Annotated in this window: 23 protein-coding genes and 1 tRNA gene; 4 read left to right on the plus strand and 20 right to left on the minus strand. The window is 57.7% G+C overall.

Going from position 1 to position 19306, the window contains the following annotated elements:
• Positions 1-26: 26 nt before the first annotated feature.
• On the minus strand, positions 27-1478 hold the full coding sequence (locus SLH49_RS08260) for a hypothetical protein (RefSeq protein WP_320268695.1): 1452 nt from the start codon (positions 1476-1478) through the stop codon (positions 27-29).
• A gap of 384 nt (positions 1479-1862) precedes the next feature.
• On the opposite strand from SLH49_RS08260, the gene rpsA reads away from it, so the two are divergent.
• On the plus strand, positions 1863-3536 hold the full coding sequence (gene rpsA, locus SLH49_RS08265) for a 30S ribosomal protein S1 (protein WP_320268696.1): 1674 nt from the start codon (positions 1863-1865) through the stop codon (positions 3534-3536).
• Positions 3537-3624: 88 nt separating this feature from the next.
• On the opposite strand, the gene SLH49_RS08270 is transcribed toward rpsA, so the two are convergent.
• On the minus strand, positions 3625-4125 hold the full coding sequence (locus SLH49_RS08270) for a hypothetical protein (RefSeq protein ID WP_320268697.1): 501 nt from the start codon (positions 4123-4125) through the stop codon (positions 3625-3627).
• Positions 4126-4213: 88 nt separating this feature from the next.
• Positions 4214-5428, minus strand: a complete 1215-nt coding sequence (locus SLH49_RS08275) for a serine hydrolase domain-containing protein (RefSeq protein WP_320268698.1) — start codon at positions 5426-5428, stop codon at positions 4214-4216.
• Positions 5429-5664: 236 nt separating this feature from the next.
• On the opposite strand from SLH49_RS08275, the gene SLH49_RS08280 reads away from it, so the two are divergent.
• Entirely contained in the window at positions 5665-6408 is a 744-nt protein-coding gene (locus tag SLH49_RS08280; RefSeq protein WP_320268699.1) for a leishmanolysin-related zinc metalloendopeptidase, read from the plus strand.
• Between the two features lie 26 nt (positions 6409-6434).
• Positions 6435-7232 carry a nucleotidyltransferase domain-containing protein gene (locus tag SLH49_RS08285; protein ID WP_320268700.1) on the plus strand — a complete coding sequence of 266 codons (798 nt, stop codon included), beginning with the start codon at positions 6435-6437 and terminating at the stop codon, positions 7230-7232.
• Positions 7233-7278: 46 nt separating this feature from the next.
• On the opposite strand, the gene SLH49_RS08290 is transcribed toward SLH49_RS08285, so the two are convergent.
• The 11 genes from SLH49_RS08290 to ihfB all read right to left on the minus strand — a co-directional run bounded on the left by SLH49_RS08290 (position 7279) and on the right by ihfB (position 13816).
• Entirely contained in the window at positions 7279-8415 is a 1137-nt protein-coding gene (locus tag SLH49_RS08290) for a slipin family protein (protein WP_320268701.1), read from the minus strand.
• Positions 8416-8424: 9 nt separating this feature from the next.
• Positions 8425-8694: a hypothetical protein gene (locus tag SLH49_RS08295; RefSeq protein ID WP_320268702.1), complete on the minus strand. Its 270-nt coding sequence runs from the start codon at positions 8692-8694 to the stop codon at positions 8425-8427.
• Positions 8695-8816: 122 nt separating this feature from the next.
• A tRNA-Gln gene (locus tag SLH49_RS08300) sits at positions 8817-8888 on the minus strand.
• Positions 8889-9202: 314 nt separating this feature from the next.
• On the minus strand, positions 9203-9670 hold the full coding sequence (locus SLH49_RS08305) for a helix-turn-helix transcriptional regulator (RefSeq protein WP_320268703.1): 468 nt from the start codon (positions 9668-9670) through the stop codon (positions 9203-9205).
• Positions 9671-9722: 52 nt separating this feature from the next.
• Positions 9723-10193, minus strand: coding sequence for a hypothetical protein (locus SLH49_RS08310; protein WP_320268704.1), 471 nt, complete (start codon positions 10191-10193; stop codon positions 9723-9725).
• 21 nt (positions 10194-10214) lie between these two features.
• Positions 10215-10688 (minus strand): PepSY domain-containing protein, encoded by a 474-nt coding sequence (locus SLH49_RS08315; protein WP_320268705.1) that lies wholly within the window; start codon positions 10686-10688, stop codon positions 10215-10217.
• A gap of 159 nt (positions 10689-10847) precedes the next feature.
• On the minus strand, positions 10848-12074 hold the full coding sequence (trpB, locus tag SLH49_RS08320) for a tryptophan synthase subunit beta (RefSeq protein WP_320268706.1): 1227 nt from the start codon (positions 12072-12074) through the stop codon (positions 10848-10850).
• A gap of 145 nt (positions 12075-12219) precedes the next feature.
• Positions 12220-12453 carry an N-(5'-phosphoribosyl)anthranilate isomerase gene (locus SLH49_RS08325; protein ID WP_320268707.1) on the minus strand — a complete coding sequence of 78 codons (234 nt, stop codon included), beginning with the start codon at positions 12451-12453 and terminating at the stop codon, positions 12220-12222.
• Positions 12454-12488: 35 nt separating this feature from the next.
• Positions 12489-13136: a phosphoribosylanthranilate isomerase gene (locus SLH49_RS08330; RefSeq protein ID WP_320268708.1), complete on the minus strand. Its 648-nt coding sequence runs from the start codon at positions 13134-13136 to the stop codon at positions 12489-12491.
• Positions 13136-13492: a LapA family protein gene (locus SLH49_RS08335; RefSeq protein ID WP_320268709.1), complete on the minus strand. Its 357-nt coding sequence runs from the start codon at positions 13490-13492 to the stop codon at positions 13136-13138. The genes SLH49_RS08330 and SLH49_RS08335 overlap by 1 nt, the downstream gene beginning before the upstream one ends.
• A gap of 42 nt (positions 13493-13534) precedes the next feature.
• A complete protein-coding gene (gene ihfB / locus SLH49_RS08340) occupies positions 13535-13816 on the minus strand; it encodes an integration host factor subunit beta (RefSeq protein WP_320237465.1) in 282 nt (93 codons plus the stop codon).
• Positions 13817-14149: 333 nt separating this feature from the next.
• Here ihfB and SLH49_RS08345 point away from each other — a divergent pair, with 333 nt between their 5' ends.
• Positions 14150-14578, plus strand: a complete 429-nt coding sequence (locus SLH49_RS08345; RefSeq protein WP_320268710.1) for a DUF4399 domain-containing protein — start codon at positions 14150-14152, stop codon at positions 14576-14578.
• A gap of 12 nt (positions 14579-14590) precedes the next feature.
• Here the strand turns inward: SLH49_RS08345 and SLH49_RS08350 are convergent, their stop codons facing one another.
• The 6 genes from SLH49_RS08350 to SLH49_RS08375 form a co-directional block, all read right to left on the minus strand.
• Entirely contained in the window at positions 14591-14974 is a 384-nt protein-coding gene (locus SLH49_RS08350) for a DUF2237 domain-containing protein (protein ID WP_320268711.1), read from the minus strand.
• A 1-nt stretch (position 14975) separates the two neighbouring features.
• A complete protein-coding gene (locus SLH49_RS08355) occupies positions 14976-16139 on the minus strand; it encodes a serine hydrolase (RefSeq protein ID WP_320268712.1) in 1164 nt (387 codons plus the stop codon).
• 115 nt (positions 16140-16254) lie between these two features.
• Positions 16255-17283 carry a DUF2332 domain-containing protein gene (locus tag SLH49_RS08360; RefSeq protein ID WP_320269774.1) on the minus strand — a complete coding sequence of 343 codons (1029 nt, stop codon included), beginning with the start codon at positions 17281-17283 and terminating at the stop codon, positions 16255-16257.
• A gap of 11 nt (positions 17284-17294) precedes the next feature.
• Positions 17295-17969: an aminoacyl-tRNA hydrolase gene (pth, locus tag SLH49_RS08365; protein ID WP_320269775.1), complete on the minus strand. Its 675-nt coding sequence runs from the start codon at positions 17967-17969 to the stop codon at positions 17295-17297.
• A gap of 43 nt (positions 17970-18012) precedes the next feature.
• Positions 18013-18501: a hypothetical protein gene (locus SLH49_RS08370; protein ID WP_320268713.1), complete on the minus strand. Its 489-nt coding sequence runs from the start codon at positions 18499-18501 to the stop codon at positions 18013-18015.
• Positions 18502-18644: 143 nt separating this feature from the next.
• On the minus strand, positions 18645-19304 hold the full coding sequence (locus SLH49_RS08375) for a 50S ribosomal protein L25/general stress protein Ctc (protein ID WP_320268714.1): 660 nt from the start codon (positions 19302-19304) through the stop codon (positions 18645-18647).
• Positions 19305-19306: the final 2 nt, after the last annotated feature.

The raw sequence follows: 19306 nt of genomic DNA on the forward strand, positions 1-19306 counted from the left end.
TCGCGCCAATGTCCGGCTTTTCGAGGCTAGGAGCCACGGGTCACAGCGCGCACAGCTTTTATCGCAGTTTCATGCTGACCGTACTCGTGTTGATGAAGCGGACCACCTCCAAGTGTCTTTGCTAATTCGGGATACTGTTCAACTGCCGGAGTATCTTGAATTGCAAGCTTGATGTCTGGATTTTCAGTGACGAAATACGGCAAGGTAGCCAAAACGGTCAGATCGGAAACGTTGCTACCTGGCACGTGCACTTGTTTAAGGTGGGTCATGCCCTTTAGTGGCTCAAGACTACCAATAGTCGTTCGAACGCAATATAGAGATTGAAGTTCTCGACACTTTTCCAGCCCACTTAAGCTGTCAATAGCACGGCCATACAGTGACAGTGTTTCGAGGCGTGGAGGTGCTGGCATAGGGACAGACAACGCACCATCAACTTTGTCGTTAGTTGAGACGCTCAAGCGACGTAGCGCTCCGCAATCTGTCAGTGGCGACAGGTCAGTATGCGGCGAAATCCCTGCAAGAACAAACTCTTCTAAGTTTGGCAACTCGGTCACAGGATGCAAATCAGAGTTGGCGGCGGGGCAAAGGACCAAGCGTGAAAGCTCTTTCATATCTGAAAGAAAAGAAAGATCCGCCAAAGGAGCCGCGAACCTCAGCACGAGTGAACACAATTTGGACAAACCCGAAATTGAACGGGCATCTGACACTTTGAGGCTGTTGAGTTCTAGCGTTTCTAAGCGCCGTAGCTCTGAAATCGGCGCTATGTCTGAGACCTCCGGCGCAGTCAAACTTAGGCTTATCAGACTATTCTGGGAAGCCAATGGCCGCAAATCGACGACGCCATGCAACCTGCCACTAAGTCGTCGAAGGTTTGTCAAGCTTGCGAAAGCGTCGACGGTTCGATTGCCGATCTTCTGAAATGATAGTTCCGCCAATTCAGATTGCTTCGTGACTTCGGCAAGGTCTTCCAGCACCTGAAACTCGGCCTTCTCCAGCTTCGGTAAGCTACCAAGAGTAATCTTTCCATGAGTATTGAGAATCTTTGTTTCGGTAAGCTCCGGCAAGTTGGGCACGTCAACAAGCATGTGCCCACAGAAGCTTAGCTCTAATCTACGCAGACTTTTTAACGAAGAAAGCGCCGACCAATCCGCGACTTCGGTTGCATTTATTTTTAATCTTTCGAGGCTGGGTAATTCACCCAGCGGAGACAAATCCGAGATGTCCGTATGCGATATCTCCAACTCGCGCAGATGGCCATCTAGTTGACCAATTTCAGGCAGCAGCTTTTTCGTTTTCCCTGAGATGATCATCCTTGTGGCCTTTGCTTCCGCATGACGCCCAATCGACCACAACGCGAAATCTACAGGATTAGCAGGTGTCCCGTTGGGAGAAAGGCGGTCAGAAGAACTCGAGAGCATTCGCTTAAGCAGTTCTTGCTTGGCTTTTTGCACAAGGCCACTTTTGTTAGGTTTTTTCATAGGCAGACTTTCGCGGCAGCGCAGAAGAAATGCAATCAGGGCTTCAGCGCTGACTTTTAATAGACAGCCCGCTGTGGCGGCGCATGATGTCCGGTCCACCTGATGGATAGTGAGCGCTTTGGGCTCTGCCCGTTTGCACCAGAAATGATCCCTTGGGTCATTCCCAACATGTAGTGAACCCCCTTGCATTACAGGGGAATCCCCCCTATACGCCGCCCTGTTGAAGCGTCGAAACAGGCGCGAGCGTGAGACTTGAGCAGGGTCGGTAAATGCCGACCCTGATGTTTTTCGTTCGTATCGGTGCCAGACCAAACCGCAACCCAAAGACCGGCGGAGACAACCGCGCGGCCCGTATAAAACCAAACGTTAGGAAAACAACGCCACATGGCAAACACAATGGAAGAGTTTGAAGCGCTCTTGAACGAAAGCTTCGAAATGGACACGCCCTCGGAAGGGTCAGTTGTCAAAGGCAAGGTGATCGCAATCGAAGCGGGCCAGGCCATTATCGACGTGGGCTACAAGATGGAAGGCCGCGTCGAACTCAAAGAATTCGCAAATCCCGGGGAAGACCCTGAACTGGCTGTTGGTGACACTGTCGAAGTGTTCCTGCGTCAGGTTGAAAACGCCAAGGGCGAGGCTGTGATCAGCCGCGAAATGGCCCGCCGCGAGGAAGCCTGGGATCGTCTGGAAAAAGCCTATGCGGATGAAGAGCGTGTCGATGGCGCGATCTTTGGCCGTGTGAAGGGTGGTTTCACTGTGGACCTTGGCGGTGCTGTGGCGTTCCTGCCCGGCTCGCAAGTGGACGTCCGCCCGGTGCGTGACGCAGGCCCATTGATGGGTCTCAAGCAGCCGTTCCAGATCCTGAAGATGGACCGTCGCCGTGGCAACATCGTTGTCTCGCGCCGCGCGATCCTTGAAGAATCCCGTGCCGAACAGCGCGCAGAAGTCATCGGCAACCTGACCGAAGGCCAGGAAGTGGACGGCGTGGTCAAGAACATCACCGAATACGGTGCGTTTGTTGATCTGGGCGGTGTTGACGGGCTGCTGCACGTCACCGATATGGCATGGCGCCGGGTCAACCACCCCTCCGAGATCCTGACCATTGGTGAGACGATCAAGGTGCAGGTCATCAAGATCAACAAGGAAACTCACCGCATCAGCCTCGGCATGAAGCAGCTGCAGGAAGATCCTTGGGATGCGGTTGAGGCCAAGTTCAGCCTTGGGTCTGTGCATCAGGGCCGCGTGACCAACATCACCGATTACGGTGCATTTGTTGAGCTGGAAGCCGGTGTGGAAGGTCTGGTCCACGTCTCTGAGATGTCATGGACCAAGAAGAACGTGCATCCGGGTAAGATCGTCTCGACCTCTCAGGAAGTCGAAGTGATGGTGCTGGAGATCGACTCAGCGAAGCGTCGGGTTTCCCTTGGCCTCAAGCAGACACAGCGCAACCCATGGGAAGTCTTTGCCGAGCAGTTCCCTGAAGGGACCGAAGTTGAAGGCGAGGTCAAGAACATCACCGAATTCGGTCTGTTCATCGGCCTTGAAGGCGACATCGACGGTATGGTCCACTTGTCTGACCTGACATGGGAAGGCCGTGGCGAAGACGTGATTGGCGACTTCCGCAAAGGTGACGTGGTCAAGGCCAAGGTTGCTGAAGTGGATGTTGAGAAAGAGCGTATTTCGCTTTCGATCAAGGCACTGGACGGCGATCCGTTTGCCGAAGCCGTTGGCGGCGTGAAGCGTGGTTCGATCATCACTGTCGAGGTGACCAAGATTGAGGACGGCGGGATCGAAGTCGACTACGAAGGTGCAAAATCATTCATCCGTCGCTCTGATCTGTCCCGTGACCGTGCCGAGCAGCGCCCAGAGCGTTTCGGCGTCGGCGACAAGGTCGATGTACGCGTGACCAACATCGACAGCAAGACCCGCAAGCTGGGTCTGTCGATCAAAGCGCGTGAGATTGCGGAAGAGAAAGAGGCGGTTGAACAGTACGGTTCTTCCGACTCCGGCGCGTCCTTGGGTGATATCCTGGGTGCAGCGCTGAAGGGCGACGAATAAGTCGCTTTAAGTCGTCTCAAGATTGGCCCCGTCGCAAGTCATTGCGGCGGGGCTTTTTCATTTGCGAGTTGTGCGGCATGCACAGGTGCTATTGTGCGATGCTGCGTTTCTCAAAGTCGTCCATGATACGCTCGGCCTTTGGCCGGTCGCGATTTGCAATCAGGCTGTTGTCGACATCGCAGACGACTTCCTTGATCAGGTAGTACTCGTCTTCGGTCTCTGCGTAGCCCCGCTTCAAAATCGCTTTAACCGCTTTCTTGGGATCGCCGGCATCCGTCCAGTAGTCCCGTCCTGTCTTTTCGTGATACCCTTTGAGCATCGCAGCGACGGCGTCCGGGTCCCGTTCAATGTATTCCAAAAGGAAAAGGCCATTGCCGTTCACGCCCTCTTTTGCACCGGCCAGTGCTTCGCTTGCTGTGAACTCCTCATTCTCGATACCCTCAAGATAAGCCGACAAGGGGATCAACATGCTTTTGTCAAAGTAGACATCGACTGGGCCATGCGCGTTGATTTGATCGATCATATCTTCAAAGCACTGATAAAGCCGCGTGAACTCGGCAATCACCTCTTCCTTTGTGCGACGTGCCATGGTGTTCACCTCTGTTGCGTTGCGAAGACATGCTCAACGATCACATGTAGCGCGCATAAGCGAAAGCTATTCGCCCAAACGCAAGGGGTCATTGCGGCAAAGGCATCCCCGCCAGAAGCCGCACAAGGCGGACGATTGCAAGAAGGCCCATCGTGCCTTCCGGCTCTCCGTTGAACATCAGCACGAACCCGGTTGGGTGGCCGGGCGTGCGGTACATGAAGGTGATCACGCCCGGATCACCGCCTGAATGCCCTTCCAAAGTCAGCGCGATTGGCCCGACCGTGAGCGTCTCACGCTCCCAGAACAGGCCGACAAAATCGCCCGGCGTGTCCTTACCGGGAATGTCCGCCACGCGCGGGGTCTTTTGCATCTGAACGGCGGCGGCAGGCAGAACCTGCTGCCCATCCAACAATCCATCCCCCATCATCACGGCCATCAGGCGCGCCAGATCGGTTGCTGAGGCATTGAACTGCCCGTCGGGCCAAGTCGCCAGCCCATATGGCGGCAAAGCCTCAAAGGCACCGGTTTCATCACGGTCGTAAAGAACTGCTTGCGCGGGATCGGTGCCTGGCGCTGGCCCGATATGCCCCCAAAACCCGGACAGGCCCAATGGTGCAACGATTCGCTCTGTCGTGAAATCTGCGTAGGGCCGACCAACTGCATCCGCAATAACCTGCCCGGCCAGTCCAGCACCGATATTGGAATAGACATAGCGCGTTCCGGGCATCCAATCGCCAAACAGCGCGGGCTCATAAAGATCGCCATCCGCACCCAAGGTCTGCGACAGAAAATCTGTGAGCGGCACGGGATGGGTCGCAGATCCATAGTGATACCCGTGCTCCTCATAAACCGCATCGATGTCGATGATGCCGGATGTATGGGTCGCTAGATGCGCAAAACTGCGCGCCGCGCCGTCTTTCGGGTCAAAGGGTACCTGCAGCACGTCAGTGATTGGCGCATCCAAATCAAGAAGCCCCTCCGTGGCTGCGATTGAGGCCGCCAATCCGGCCAGCACCTTGGTGATCGAGCCAATGGGCATGATGGTTTCGGGGGTCATTGCAATGCCCGCTTCGATATCAGCAAAACCAGCGGCCCCGGTCGTGATCACCTCACCATTCTGCACAATGGCCCACATCACGCCCGGCCAATGGCCTGCTGCCACGCCACGCTCTGCTGCGCGCTGCACTGCGGACAGCCTGTTTTCATAGCTGGCGGGCGTATAGAGATAGAGGGCAATTGCCGCGCCAATCACGACGGCGACGATTGCGATGATGCCGCCGATCCATTTCAGAAGCCGTTTCATGTTGATCCCCTCGACACCCTGACCCATGGGCCTTCTGCGCCAGCAACAAGCGACTGGCAAGTTCACGGGGCAGGACCGATGGGCAAAAGAACGCGCGTCGCTGCCCGCATTAGCAGCATTTGGTCAGTCGGCGCCCTTAAGGTCAGCCATCGGGCGCCGATCTTACAACCTCTGCTTTCATCCCGGCGCAGGCTTTGATTTGTTACCCCACACAACCCACAAGGAGGAAGGCGATCATGATCACCTTGAATTTCGCGGAAGGGATGTCCGCCGCGCGCCGTGGGGTCTTCGACCGGGCGGCGCGGCGGTGGGATACGGTTATTGATACCGCGTTCTCGCCAACCGAAGTCGATGGTGAGGTGCTGACCGGTGTGCGCATCGATGCCACGATCGAAGACATCGATGGTGAAAGCGGCATTCTGGGCCAAGCCGGCCCCACGGCCTTGCGTGGTGACACGGGGCTGCCGGTGACAGGTGTGATGCAATTCGACAGCGCGGATGTCGCAAAGCTAGAGAGTGAAGGGCGGTTTGAGGATGTGATCCTGCACGAGATGGCGCATGTGCTGGGCTTTGGCACGCTCTGGGCGCGCAAGCGCCTGATCCGGGGCCGGGGGTCGATGGACCCGCGTTTTACAGGCCCCGCATCGATCCGCGAATATGCGGCACTTGATCCTGAGGGCGGTGATGCGGTGCCTTTGTCCAACACAGGCGGGGAGGGAACTCGCGAAGGGCATTGGCGCGAGTTGATTTTTGGCGATGAGTTGCTGACCGGATTTCTGTCGGGAAAAGAACGCCCGCTCAGCCGTCTCTCTGTCGCGGCGTTTGAGGATATCGGTTATGCCGTCGACTACAGCCGCGCTGATCCTTACGTGTTGCCGAGCTTTCGCGATCTCGTCCTGATGGGCGTGACGGAGGCCGTGCGGATTTGTGACCTCTGCCGGGTGGGGCGACCAGAGCCGATTGTGCTAGAGGACGCTTAACCATCCTCGGAAAACAAGGACGTGTCATGGACCACACCGATGTAATTGCCACCATCACCAAGGCGGTACGGGACGCCCCCGGCATTCAGGCGCTTTTTCTCTCCGGCAGTTACGGCAATGGCATGGCCGACGCCTATAGCGACATTGATTTCGTGATGGTCGCGGATGATGGCGCAAGCGACGCCGTCGCCGCGATCTGGCGCGAGGCGGTCGCACAGACGGGCGAGATTGTGCTTTGGTGGGATCGCACAACCGTGCCGGTCCTCATCAACGCGATCACAGAGGATTGGACTCGGACGGATGTGATCATCCTGAAACCAGAGCAGATGCGCGGGCATACCCAAAGCACGCTCAAGGTGCTTTTCGATCATGACGGGATCTATGAAACGCTGCCTGAGATCAAGGCATCCCCGATCGCGGATTCCAAACGGTTCATCTATCAGGTTGAGGAGTTCATTCGCATTCTGGGGCTTTTGCATCTGGCTGCCGGTCGCGAGGAGTACATCAACGGCGTGCTGGGCATCTTCCATCTGCGCAATAAGCTGGTGGATTTGCTGATTGCAGAGACGGATGCGCCCCATCGGGGTGGGATTTTGCATCTCAATCGGCTGATCACCGATGAGCAAAAGGCGCTGCTGGTCTCAATGCCGCCGCCCGTGCCCGAACGGCAGGCGATGATCGATGCGCATCTGGCCTATGCGGCTGCTTTTCTGCCCCGCGCACGCAAACGCGCTGAGGCCATTGGCGCGGAATGGCCCGAACGCTTCGAGGCCGTGACCTGGGAGCGCCTGGCTGATACGCTGGGGATCGAACGGCCTTACTGATCAGCAACAAAGAACCCACCCGAAGTTGCCTTCGGATGGGTTCGTCTTAATCGCGCAGTTTGGCGACGTCGGCCAAGAGGCCCGCGGTGCCGTTATGCACGGTCAACCGCTCGACTTTGCCGGCGATGACCTCCAATGCTTCGAGCTCTTTGAGCCGCAGCATTACAGGGTTCTCGGCCATCACCTTGGCGGTGTTCAGAAGCGACCGCGTGGCGTTCGTTTCTTCCCGCCGCCGGATGACGTTGGCCTCGGCCTCCTTTTCGGCGGCGACCACCGCCGTCAGGATGTCCCGCATCTCGCCGGGCAGGATCACGTCTTTCAAAGCGATCGCACCCACCTCAACACCAAGTGCTGCCATCTCCGCCCGCACCGCGTTTGCGGCACCTTCGTCAACGGCGACCTTGTCGGCCAGAAGCGCGTCCAGCGTCAGCGCCCCCAGCGTCCGCCGGAAGGCCAGACCCAGCGCCCGGTGCAGCGCTTCTTCAAAATCCCGGACCTTGGTGACGGCTTTCACGGGGTCCACGACCCGGAAATCGGCGGCGAGGTTCACACGCAGCGTCACCCGGTCCCGCGTCAGGATCTCGTGGCCTGTCACATCGTGCGACCGCAGCCGTGTATCCACGACCTTGACCGCGACTTTGGGCCCGACGTTCCAGAACGTGTGCGCACCGGCTGTGAGGACAGTGGGATCTGTCCCATCAAGGGTCATCACGCCGACATGCCCTTCGGGGATGTCAAACGCAGTGACTAAGGTCGTCAGCCGCGCCCGCGCCAGCCGCTTGGCGACGTCTTTGGGCACCAGGACATCCGCAGCGACGTCGTGCCGCGTGACATCGAAGGGGCCCATATCCGCCCAAAGGTGCCGCCGTCCGTCAGGACCAATCGCTGTCAACAGCCTCTCGTCGCGCATGACCAATGCGACCTCTGTCGCACCTGTCCGCACTTCGACCAGATGTTCGGCCACAAGATCAGGCGCGTCCCGCAAAAGCGTCTCAAGGTTCGCGCTTGTGAAGGAGGCAGAGGTCAAGTTGTACAACTCAACCACGTCGTCGCGCTTGATCCGGTGTTCGCCTGCGCCCAGCAAGGCGACAATCCGCCCTTTGCGGGTCAGGATAGCCCGGTCGTTTTCGGTCAGGACCAGCCGCCGGTGGCCGGTGAGTGTATCAAATAGCCGCAACATCATTTTTCTCCTTCATTCTCTTGCGGTTAACATCGGTGTCGCAATGCGATCTCCTTTTGGGTTTGGTTTGGGTTGCACCCGGAATGGGTGACAGGTGTGAAAGATATCCGGGGCCGCCCCGCGCCATGCCCCATCGGGGGCAGACAGGAGAGCGGGCAGGCAGGACCGATGGCGCGGGTCGGGGCGATTGAGACCACCCGCTGCCGGACCAAAGGCCGTGCCTGCCATCGCCAGCCGCCGCCGAAAGGGCAGAGCAGCGATGACCGTTCGTTTTGCAGCCACCAAGGCAGCCGCAAGCGGGCAGTTCACCCCTGCTGAGGCAACCCCGGACACCCGTATGAAGGACGTTTCGCAGACGTCGTTTGTGAGGAATCGAACCTCAATGGTTTCCCATTTACCGTGGGTTTCAATGACGGGATTCGAACCCGCTCCCAATAGAACCAAAATCTACCGCTCTACCGATGAGCTACATTGAACATTGGCACCTTAAGCCAACCCCAATCCAACCTCCCGGCCCTGGCATACGGGGCTGGCAGTGCCGCCCGCACCGGCAGAGTGATCACCTCTGGCCGTTAGGGTCCGATCCGTCTGATCGGGACTTGCTGAATAGGTGTTGGAGGCGGATTCGCTCAACCGGACAAAAACAAGGGGTTTTCGGGCTGTGATCTGCGCGCAACAAAATTACCGACTTGCGCAATAAATGAAAAGCACTGGCTGACCAGCCGATGCCACCGATCTCTCAAACAGGTCGGATCTTGGCAAATATTGCGTGATTTTGGGTGACCATAGGTCAGCTTGATGCCGCATCCGCCATGAGATCGTCGATAAACAGGCTCAGAAGCTGCGTGCGCCCTGAAACATTTGCCTTGCGGTAAATTGCATTGGTCTGCGCCTTGATCGTGCCCTCGCTGACCTCTCGCAGCGCGGCAATCTCCTGCGTTGACATGCCCTTGATGGCGAAAAGAGCCACGTCACGCTCGGCAGGTGTCAATTCCCACAGCGTGAATTTCTCTTCCATCACGTCCATGAATGCGCCAGAGGCCACCCGCAATTGATCCTCAACCACGATGTTGCGGGCCATTGTGCGGCGCAGAACAATCCAGCCAAGGCCCACACCTAACAGCAACCCCAATGCCGCGCCCAGCTCGATCAGTTCATGTACCTGCCAGCTGAATGGTGCGAGGCCAAGAACTGACCCGAGAATCTGCGAAAGAAAGAAGAACGCGCACAGCATCTGAATGCAGACGATCACAAGCATGTGCCAATGGCGCTTCACGGGGGACAGTCGCTTTCTTAGAATTCAGACGACTTTATTCATCGTCATCGTCATCGTCATCGTCATCGTCATCGTCATCGTCGTCGTCGTCGTTGTCATCATCATCGTCGTCATCGTCGTCGTCATCATCCTCTTCGTCGTCATTCTCGTCGTCATCGTTGCCGCCACCATCATCTGAACCGGCGCCACCATTACCAGAACCGTCGCCAGATGTGCTGGAACCTCCATCCTCGTCATCGTTGCCCGTCGAACCGCCGGGAATTATAACGGTTCCACTCAACCAGCGGTCGCGCATAACTTCACCGCTTTGCGTGATTACAAGTTCACGTGTTTGGCCGCCGCGCTGGGCCTCGAACCGCAAGCGACGCAGAAGGGTGATTTCGACGGTGATGTTCGTAAACCCTTGCGCCCGCAATTGGGTGATCACTTGCTCCTGCACGGATTGGGCCGCCGCTGCAAACGGCGCCCCAACCAGTGCGATACATAAGATAACACGCTTAATCATCACCACGCCATAGCACGTTGATTACTCGTCGTCATCTTCATCGTCGTCATCTTCGTCGTCATCGTCGTCGTCATCGTCGTCATCATCCTCGTCGTCGTCATCATCGTCGTCATCATCGTCGTCGTCATCGTCGTCATCATCCTCGTCGTCGTCTTCGTCCTCATCATCCTCGTCAGCGTCTTCATCTTCATCGTCGTCAAGGAAATCCTCATCATCGTCAGAAACTTCGATGCCCGGGCTTGTCTCATCATCGTCATCGACAGGTCCGACTTCTTCGTCGAGAATAGCACCCGTTGCCGCGTCATAGACGACTTCGAGCTTGCGTCCGCGGCGAACCGCCTCGACCTTGACCTGGCTGGGGCCGTTGACGACCTCAATGCGTTCATAGCCTTGTTCCTGAAGCTGGCTGATCACCTGATCTGCAATGGATTGGGCAAAGCCCGCGCTTGCCGTCAGTGCAAAGATGGCGGTGGTGGAAAGAAGTGTCTTTTTCATCGTGCGATCCTTTGGGTTGCCGGCCTGCACCATGCGGACCGTTCCCCAGCGTGATCGCAAGAAAGACCCGATGCCACTATGGGTCATGGGTTTAATAGGGTTTCGGTAAACCCTTGAAAGACGGGTCTAAACCAAAGTTTAGGCCTTGTTCATCGACTATTAAGATTTCATGTCAAAGCCCAGATGCTTTGCCACGGTAAAGATGTCCTTGTCGCCCCGGCCACACATATTCATGACCAAAAGGTGGTCACGCGGCAGGTCTGGGGCGATCTTCATCACATGTGCGAGCGCGTGCGAGGGCTCAAGCGCGGGGATGATTCCCTCAAGCGCGCAGCAAAGCTGGAACGCTTCCAGCGCTTCGTTATCGGTGATCGCCACATATTCCGCCCGACCAATATCGTGCAGCCAGGCATGTTCGGGGCCGATACCGGGATAGTCGAGCCCAGCGGAGATTGAAAACCCTTCAAGGATCTGACCAACATCATCCTGCAAAAGATAGGTGCGGTTCCCGTGCAACACGCCAGGCCTGCCACCGGTGAGCGAGGCGCAATGTTCCATCTTGGCGTTCACGCCCTTGCCGCCCGCCTCAACCCCGATGATCTGGACTTCCTTGTCGTCAAGGAAGGGGTAAAACAGACCCATCGCGTTGGACCCACCACCAATGGCTGCGATGATCGTATCGGGTAGGCGGCCTTCGGCGGTCTGCATCTGCTCTTTGGTTTCCTTGCCGATGATCGCCTGAAAATCGCGGACCATGGCCGGATAGGGGTGCGGCCCCGCGACCGTGCCGATGCAGTAAAACGTGTCGCGCACATTGGTCACCCAATCGCGCAGCGCATCGTTCATCGCGTCTTTCAGCGTGCCGCGGCCTGAGGTGACAGGGACAACCTCTGCCCCCAGCAGCTTCATGCGGAACACGTTCGGGGCCTGCCGCTCCACATCATGGGCGCCCATATAAACCACGCATTTGAGGCCAAACTTGGCGCAGACGGTCGCCGTCGCCACGCCGTGTTGGCCGGCGCCGGTCTCCGCGATGATGCGGGATTTGCCCATACGCCGGGCAAGGATGATCTGGCCCAGCACATTGTTGATCTTGTGCGCGCCGGTATGGTTCAACTCATCCCGCTTGAGATAAATCTTGGCGCCGCCCAGATGCTCTGTCAGGCGCTCAGCATGATAGAGCGGGCTGGGCCGCCCGACATAATGCGTCCAGAGATCATGCATCTCGGTCCAGAAACTGTCATCGGTCTTGGCGTGCTCATATTGCTCTTCAAGCTCAAGGATCAGCGGCATCAAGGTTTCAGAGACGAAGCGGCCCCCGAAATCACCGAACCTGCCCTTTTCGTCGGGGCCGGTCATGAAGCTGTTGAAAAGATCGTTGGCCATAGGAACACCTGCAAGTTTCGCGCTTGGCAGAACTATCGCCAAGCGAATAGGAGGTAAAGCCGCCATCCGGTCGCAGACTTTCGCAGAAAGTCTGGAAACAAATCCTCATCGAGGATTTGACACCAATTCCTGTGCCAGGAATTGGCTAACTGGCCAATACGCGCACGGGCTGTGCGTTGCAGAAAATAATGACCTGATCGGCGTTTTCGACTGCCGAATAGCCGCGCCGTTCCAATTCTGCGACAAATACATCCCGGCCCACAATGCGCTCCATGTCGCGTGTTTTGCGACGGACAACACCACCATCCAACGCTGCCTGCGCCGAAAACAAGTGCCGAAACCATATCTCTGGGGTCATGCGTTGGAACGTCTGGTTCATGTATCTAACGCTAAGTTGCGCTGGTAAACGACCGGTTAAGCCTTCTGCACCGCGTCCATGAATTCCCGAATTTTTGCAGGATCTTTGACACCGGGTGTGCGTTCCACCGCTGACGATAAATCCAGCTGACGCGCGCCGCTGACGACCAAAGCATCTGCCACATTGTCTACGGTCAGACCACCCGCCAGCATCCAGGGTACCGGCCAGCGGCGATGACCAATCAGGTTCCAGTCGAAAGTCGCGCCATTGCCGCCAGGGCGGTCAGCGTCCTCGGGGGGCTTTGAATCAACCAAAAGCTGATCGGCCACCTGACCGTAAACATCAAGCTGCGCTAGGTCGCTTTCATCTGCCACGCCCACGGCCTTCATCACCGGCAGGCCGTAGCGTGCACGCACCTCGCTCACCCGCTCTGGCGTTTCGGAGCCGTGCAGTTGCAACATATCAAGTGGTACCTGCCCACAGATCGCATCCAGTTCGGCATCCGTCGCATTCACGACCAATGCGACCTTGGCCACGCCGAGCGGCACTTCGGCTGCAAGCATCGAAGCCTGCTCAAGCGAGACATGGCGCGGCGATTTCGGGAAGAAAACGAAGCCCACATAAGCGGCACCAGCATCTGTAGCCGCAGCGATGGCGTCTGCATCACGCAGACCGCAAATCTTTACCCGAATGTCGGTTGGCATCAGCCCGTCTTTTCAAGAAGCGCCAAAACGTCGTCGTCGCTTTTGGCCCCGGCGGCAGCACCCCGCAATTGCTGGACCTCGCGCTTGAGGTTCTCGACCTCGCGCCGCTGCCCTCTGGCGTCGGCGCGCATCCGATGTTCACGCACCCATTCCCAAAAGAACCCGATCATGAGGCCCGCACCAACGCCCAGAAAGATCACCACAAAGAGCGGCAATTGCACATCAGGCGAGATGGCCAGCAACTCTGCCAGTGCTTCCGGCATGGCCCGGACGGTCACAATGTCACGATTTGCGAGCCCGATCAGGATCAAACACAAGCCCACGAGGGCCCAAAAAGCATAACGAATGGTTTTCATACGATTCGATGTAGCGCATTTCGCGCGTGAATTGAACCGGCTCTAATTGCCGTTCAACCGATCCCGCAAAAGCTTACCGGTCTTAAAGAACGGCACATGCTTCTCTTCGACATGCACGGATTCACCTGTGCGCGGGTTGCGCCCGATGCGCTCATCACGTTTTTTCACAGAAAAGGCACCAAAGCCCCGCAGTTCCACGCGGTCACCGCGCGACATCGCATCCGTGATCTCTTCGAAAATCGTGTTTACAATCTTTTCGACGTCTCGTTGGTAGAGATGAGGGTTCTCGTCGGCGATTTTCTGGATGAGCTCGGATCGGATCATAAATTTGGCCTCCCAAACAGTAACTTAACATCGAATGCGCGTTTGTGCCCGCTTTTCAAGAGACTATAGGCAGTTTGATGCCGTGGTGAAATAGCGGGATTCCCTTCTTTTCGCTCCAAATGCGGTGCAGATGCGAACTAATTGCGGGCATCCGACTGGATTATCGCCAAGGTTGGGATGCGACGCCCAAGTGCCGCATTGTCCGTCCACCTGATTCGCAAATCCCTGTTCAAACGCCCGAAGCGGTACCCGGCATCCGGGGTGCAGAGTTGCTGCGGCGGGTCATCGCCCTACTTGTCCGCCAGAGGACATGACGAAAAAGGGGAGGAAACTATGAACCGCATCATTGCGATTGCGACTGCGGCCTTGTTATCGGCTGCACCGGTTTTTGCAGATGGGCATCGCAGCCCGGCACCGGATGGCGCCCGCGCCTATATCATTTCGCCCAGCGACGGAGAGAGCGTGACCAACCCGGTTACAATCGTGTTTGGGCTCGAAGGGATGGGCATCGCGCCGGCAAATGTTGAGATGGATAATACGGGCCATCATCACCTGCTGATCAATACTGATCCTGCGACGCTCGATATGGAATCGGGTCTGCCTGCCACTGACGAGATCGTGCATTTCGGCGGCGGGCAAACTCAGGTCACCAAAGAGCTGCCAGCCGGAACACATACACTGCAGCTTCTTTTGGGGGATTGGACCCATGTACCACATGATCCGCCGGTGCTGAGCGAGCCGATTACGATCACTGTGAACTAAGGAACGCCCCAATTACGGCAAATCGTCCGCCATGGCGTGGCTACGCAACACGTCAATCGGCACGATATCAAGGGCGCGTACATGTGTGGCATGCAGGTTCACGCGGGGTGCGCAGCCTTCTTCATGCGCCTGCAGGAAGCGGCTTGCACACAAACACCAGTGATCACCGGGTTTGAGCCCGGCGAACCCATATTCCGGGCGCGCTGTGCTCAGATCGTTGCCGACATATTTTGAGAAGGCCAGGAACTCGTCCGTCATCACGGCACAAACCGTGTGACTGCCTTGATCCGCCGCACAGGTATCGCAGGCGCCGTTCCGAAAGAACCCCGTCATCGGGTCGGTTGAACACGGTGCGAGCGTGCTGCCAAGAACGTTGAAGGACGGGTCTTTTTCCATATCAAAGGCTTTCTGCAATCAGGCGGAACATGGCTTCGTTCTGGGCTTGGACGCCCACCTCGCGAAAGGCACGATCCGCCCCGTGTGTGGCAATCACCACGTTGTTCACCTGATCAACATAAAGGTATTGGCCGTAAATGCCACGACCCAGATACTGCCCCGGCAATGATCCATCTGGGATCCACCATTGATAGCCGTAGCCGATTGCGCCGGGGGCGGTGTTGGCTGTCGGCATCGTCGATTGCGTTACCCAGTTGGCGGGTACGATCTGTTGCCCATTCCAGCGCCCGCCATTGGCGAACATCTGGCCAAAGCGGGCATTGTCCCGCGTCGTCATGTTGAGCCCGCCCAGAACAAACGCCGTGCCAAAACCATCGACCAGATAATAAGGCGCCCCTTCCAGGGCCATTGGCCTGAGTATCTTTTCACCCATCAGATCGTGTACGTCACGCCCCGTCGCGCCGCGGATGACCATCCCCAGCACATGGGTATCGATTGAGACATATTGCCATTCCGCGCCCGGGGCCGCGAAGCTTTCGTCTTGCGCGACAGCAAAGGCATCCATCGACCGACCAAGTGCCAGAACCCGTCCCATGCGATTGATGTCGGAAAAGAAGTCTAGGTAATCCTCGTTAAAGGTCACGCCCGACTCCATCTGCAAAACATCCCGGATACTGGCATTTGCATAGGCCGAGGCAGCAAGCTCTGGCGCATAGGTCACCACCAGATCGTCAACGCTGCCAATCGCACCTTCGGCAAGGATGATCCCCATGAGCGCAGAGAGATAGCTCTTCGAGACCGACCAGTTGATGCGCACGTCCTCACGCGAGGTACCCTGATAGTATTCCTCAAACACGATGGCACCGTCTTTTAGTACGATAAGTGACGTCACGCTGCGCTCTGCCACCCAATCTGACACAGCCTCCGGTAAAGTCGCCGGTGCTCCTGACGGCAAAGGGCTCGGCGCGATCCGGGTCATGGCAAAGGGCCGGTTCAGAAAGATGGCGTTCATGTTCGAGAAGTTCGTGACGATCTTCTCTTCGGAGAAGAGATCGAGCACGCCCATCAGTCGAACGACCTCTTCCCGTTTCCAGATCGCCATGCCTCCCAATGCGAGTGCAAGGATGAGAATGAACCCACCCGCCCATTTTGCTGCCTTGCGCATCCTGCCTCCCTTTGTCTTGATCGCACCATGCCGTTATCAGCGCAGGTAGGGCAACTGTGATCATCGCGGCGAAATTGGACGCTGCGTCGGGCCTCGGATTTGTCCCACTCGCGCTTTAACTATGCTGATCGCGCTGCTCCGGTGCCCATTTGACCCAGCGCCCGTGGAAATCCGCGCGGCCCAGATCAAAGAACAGATCACCCGGCCATAGCCGCAAGGTCAGCGCCGCACCGCGCCCGCTGCCATCGTTTTCCATGCCGAACCAGGCCAAGGGAGTGTTCTTAGTCGCGGCTGCACCGGCTTCGGCAATCAGCGCGGTGCCTTCTTCTTGTTTTTCCGCCGGAAAGTACTGCCAGGCGACGGTGCTGTAGATCAGGTGCAGTTGACCCGCCACATGTGGCAGGCGGTCTTTCAGCCAGTCAACGGCATCACCTTGCACGACTTGTGTATCAGCTGCGGCTATGGCCGCCTTCGTCAACTCCAGCCGGTGCGGTTGGTCTGGCCACAGATAGGATTGCAGGCGCAGCGCATGCACATGCGGATCAAGCGGGTTCAGATCAACGCCGCCCTGCGCCACGACGCGTGGTGCAGAGGCTGGGGGCAGGGGGCCGTCCCAGTCCGGGCGCAGGGTCAGAACGGGATCGGCGGCCCCAAAATGCGCATCACTGGCGACCATCGCATAGCGATGCCAATTGAGGTTGAGCCCCGCGCTCGCCCCCAATTCGGATGTTCGCATCGGCAGGCCGTAACGCTCAGCCAGCCAATGCCCGACCGCGATCAATGCCACAGACCGCCGCACTTCATTTGTCTGTGGCGCGCTGTTGAGCCAGTGATCAATGTGATCCGCATCGGCGACAAGCGTCATGCAAACCGCACGCCACAGATCTCCGTCGCTGACCTCGTGGGGTGGGTAGACGGCGGCGAGCACGTCATGCCCATGCAGATGCAATGCATGCAAAGCACCGGCCAGGCGCAATGGCACCGATTGTCCGCTGGCGGTGATATTGCCCGTCCAACCAAATATCCGGTCACGAATAGTGCCAGCGGGCCATGGCATCGTGGCGCAGGCCCGCATCAAACGCTCCATAAAGGGCGAACCTAGATTGCTGCAGGCCTTGGCCTGAAAAGCAAAGGCAGATGATATGTGTTCAGGCGCTAGCGAAACCGGTCCACCAGTTTTTGCAAGGGGGAGCGGTCATCTTCGGGCTCCGGCACAGGTTCGCGCCCAGGCTTTGGCTTTGGTGCCGAGGTGGATGACCGGGGCGGGTTCACACGCAGCGCAATGGCGTTGAGAAATTTCGGCCCGTCACCGGCGACAAGGTCGCCGATCCCGTCGCTGATCCCGCGTATCAGATCGTCCAGCCATTCCGCATCTGCCTTGGGAAAGTCCCGCAAAACATATCCCGGCACCGCATCCTTATGCCCCGGATGCCCCACGCCCAAACGGACCCTGTCGTAATCCGGCCCGATATGCCCGTGGATTGAGCGCAAGCCGTTGTGACCTGCATGCCCACCGCCGGTCTTCAGCCGGACCTTGCCGGGGGCCAGATCAATCTCATCGTGAAAGACGATGACGTCTTCCGGGGCGAGCTTGAGGTAGCGCATCGCTTCGCCCACAGATTGCCCGGAGAGGTTCATGAAGGTCTCGGGCTTCAGGAGCGTGACTTTTTCCGAACCAAACCGGCCATCTGCAATCTGCCCCTGAAACTTGGACCGCCACGCGCCAAAGCCGTGATCGGATGTAACCCGGTTCACGGCCATAAACCCGATATTATGCCGGTTTTGCGCGTATTTCGCGCCCGGATTACCAAGACCAACAATCAACTTCATGAGCGCAATGTAGCTGATGCCGCGCTGCAGCACCAGCCGCCCTTTAGCTGTCTGCTGCGACAAGCCGCGCAAAGGCAGTCTGCAATTCATCGCGCGGTCGTACGCCGCGCAATTGTCCCTGATATCCGCCCGCACCATCAAAGAACAGCAATGTCACATGTGGCGCACCATATTGGTTGGCGAATGCTGCGCCGGACGTGCTGGCGATGTCGGCCACAGCATATTGCAACTCGTCTTCGGCAAAGGCTTTGAGCGCGGCGCGGGTCTCGCGCTGCAATTGCTGGCAGCTTGTGCATTGCCGGTCATGCACCTGCACGACCATTGGTACGCCCTGACCAACACGTGCCAAATCATGCTCGGCCATTGTGGCCATCACGGTATTGGCTGCAAATGCGCCGCCCACACCCACAAGAGCGGCCAGCAGGATCCCATTGCGCAAAAGTGCCCACCGGTTGGTCGCGGGTTTCTTTTCGGCCTGCGCATGTTGCGTCTGTTTCGCCTTGCGCTGCGGGCGTTTGCGTTGCTTCTTCATCTAAACCTCTGCACGTCGCAGTAGCATGTCATGATTGGACGCGCGCGCTCGATCAAATTGGTGTGATCCGGCGCCAGGCGGTGCCAAACAAAAAGGGCACCATCAACATGGTGCCCTTCGAAAAAGTCGTTGTGTCGGGCGCGTTACGCGTCCGCCCTGTCCTGATCAGCGCCGGCTGGCACTTCGTCAGCGGCAACGTCATCGCCACCCTCTTCATCGTCAGCCAGAACTGTACGCGGTGCAGAGATGTTCGCGATCACAAAGTCTCGGTCGGTGATGACCGGCTTTGCACCTTCCGGCAACGTGACCGAGCTGATCGAGATCGTGTCGCCCATCTGCGCTTCAGCCAGATCAACCTGAATGCTCTCGGGGATGTCGCCGGCAAGCACTTCAAGCTCAACCTCGTTACGCACAACGGTCAGAACGCCACCCTTTTTGACACCAGGGCAGGTATCTGCGTGCAAGAACTCAACGGGGATAAAGATTTTCACGCGGCTCGTGCGCTTAAGACGCATCAAGTCGATATGTGTGGGCAGGTCCTTGACTACATCGCGCTGCACGCCACGGCAGATCACGCGCACGTCTTCCTGACCCTCGACCTTGAGGTTGAAGAGCGTCGACATGAAGCGACCTTTGCGCAGCATTGTCAGCAGATAGTTAAATGGGATGTTGATCGCCTGTGGGTCTGCCCCACCGCCATAAACAATGCCAGGTACGTCGCCATCACGGCGAGCTTGGCGGGCGGCCCCCTTGCCTGTCCCCGCACGTACCGTGGCGTTAAGATCTGGGATCTGTCCAGCCATAG

Origin of the sequence: Cognatiyoonia sp. IB215446, from assembly GCF_033963825.1 — a bacterium.
Classification (GTDB): domain Bacteria; phylum Pseudomonadota; class Alphaproteobacteria; order Rhodobacterales; family Rhodobacteraceae; genus Yoonia.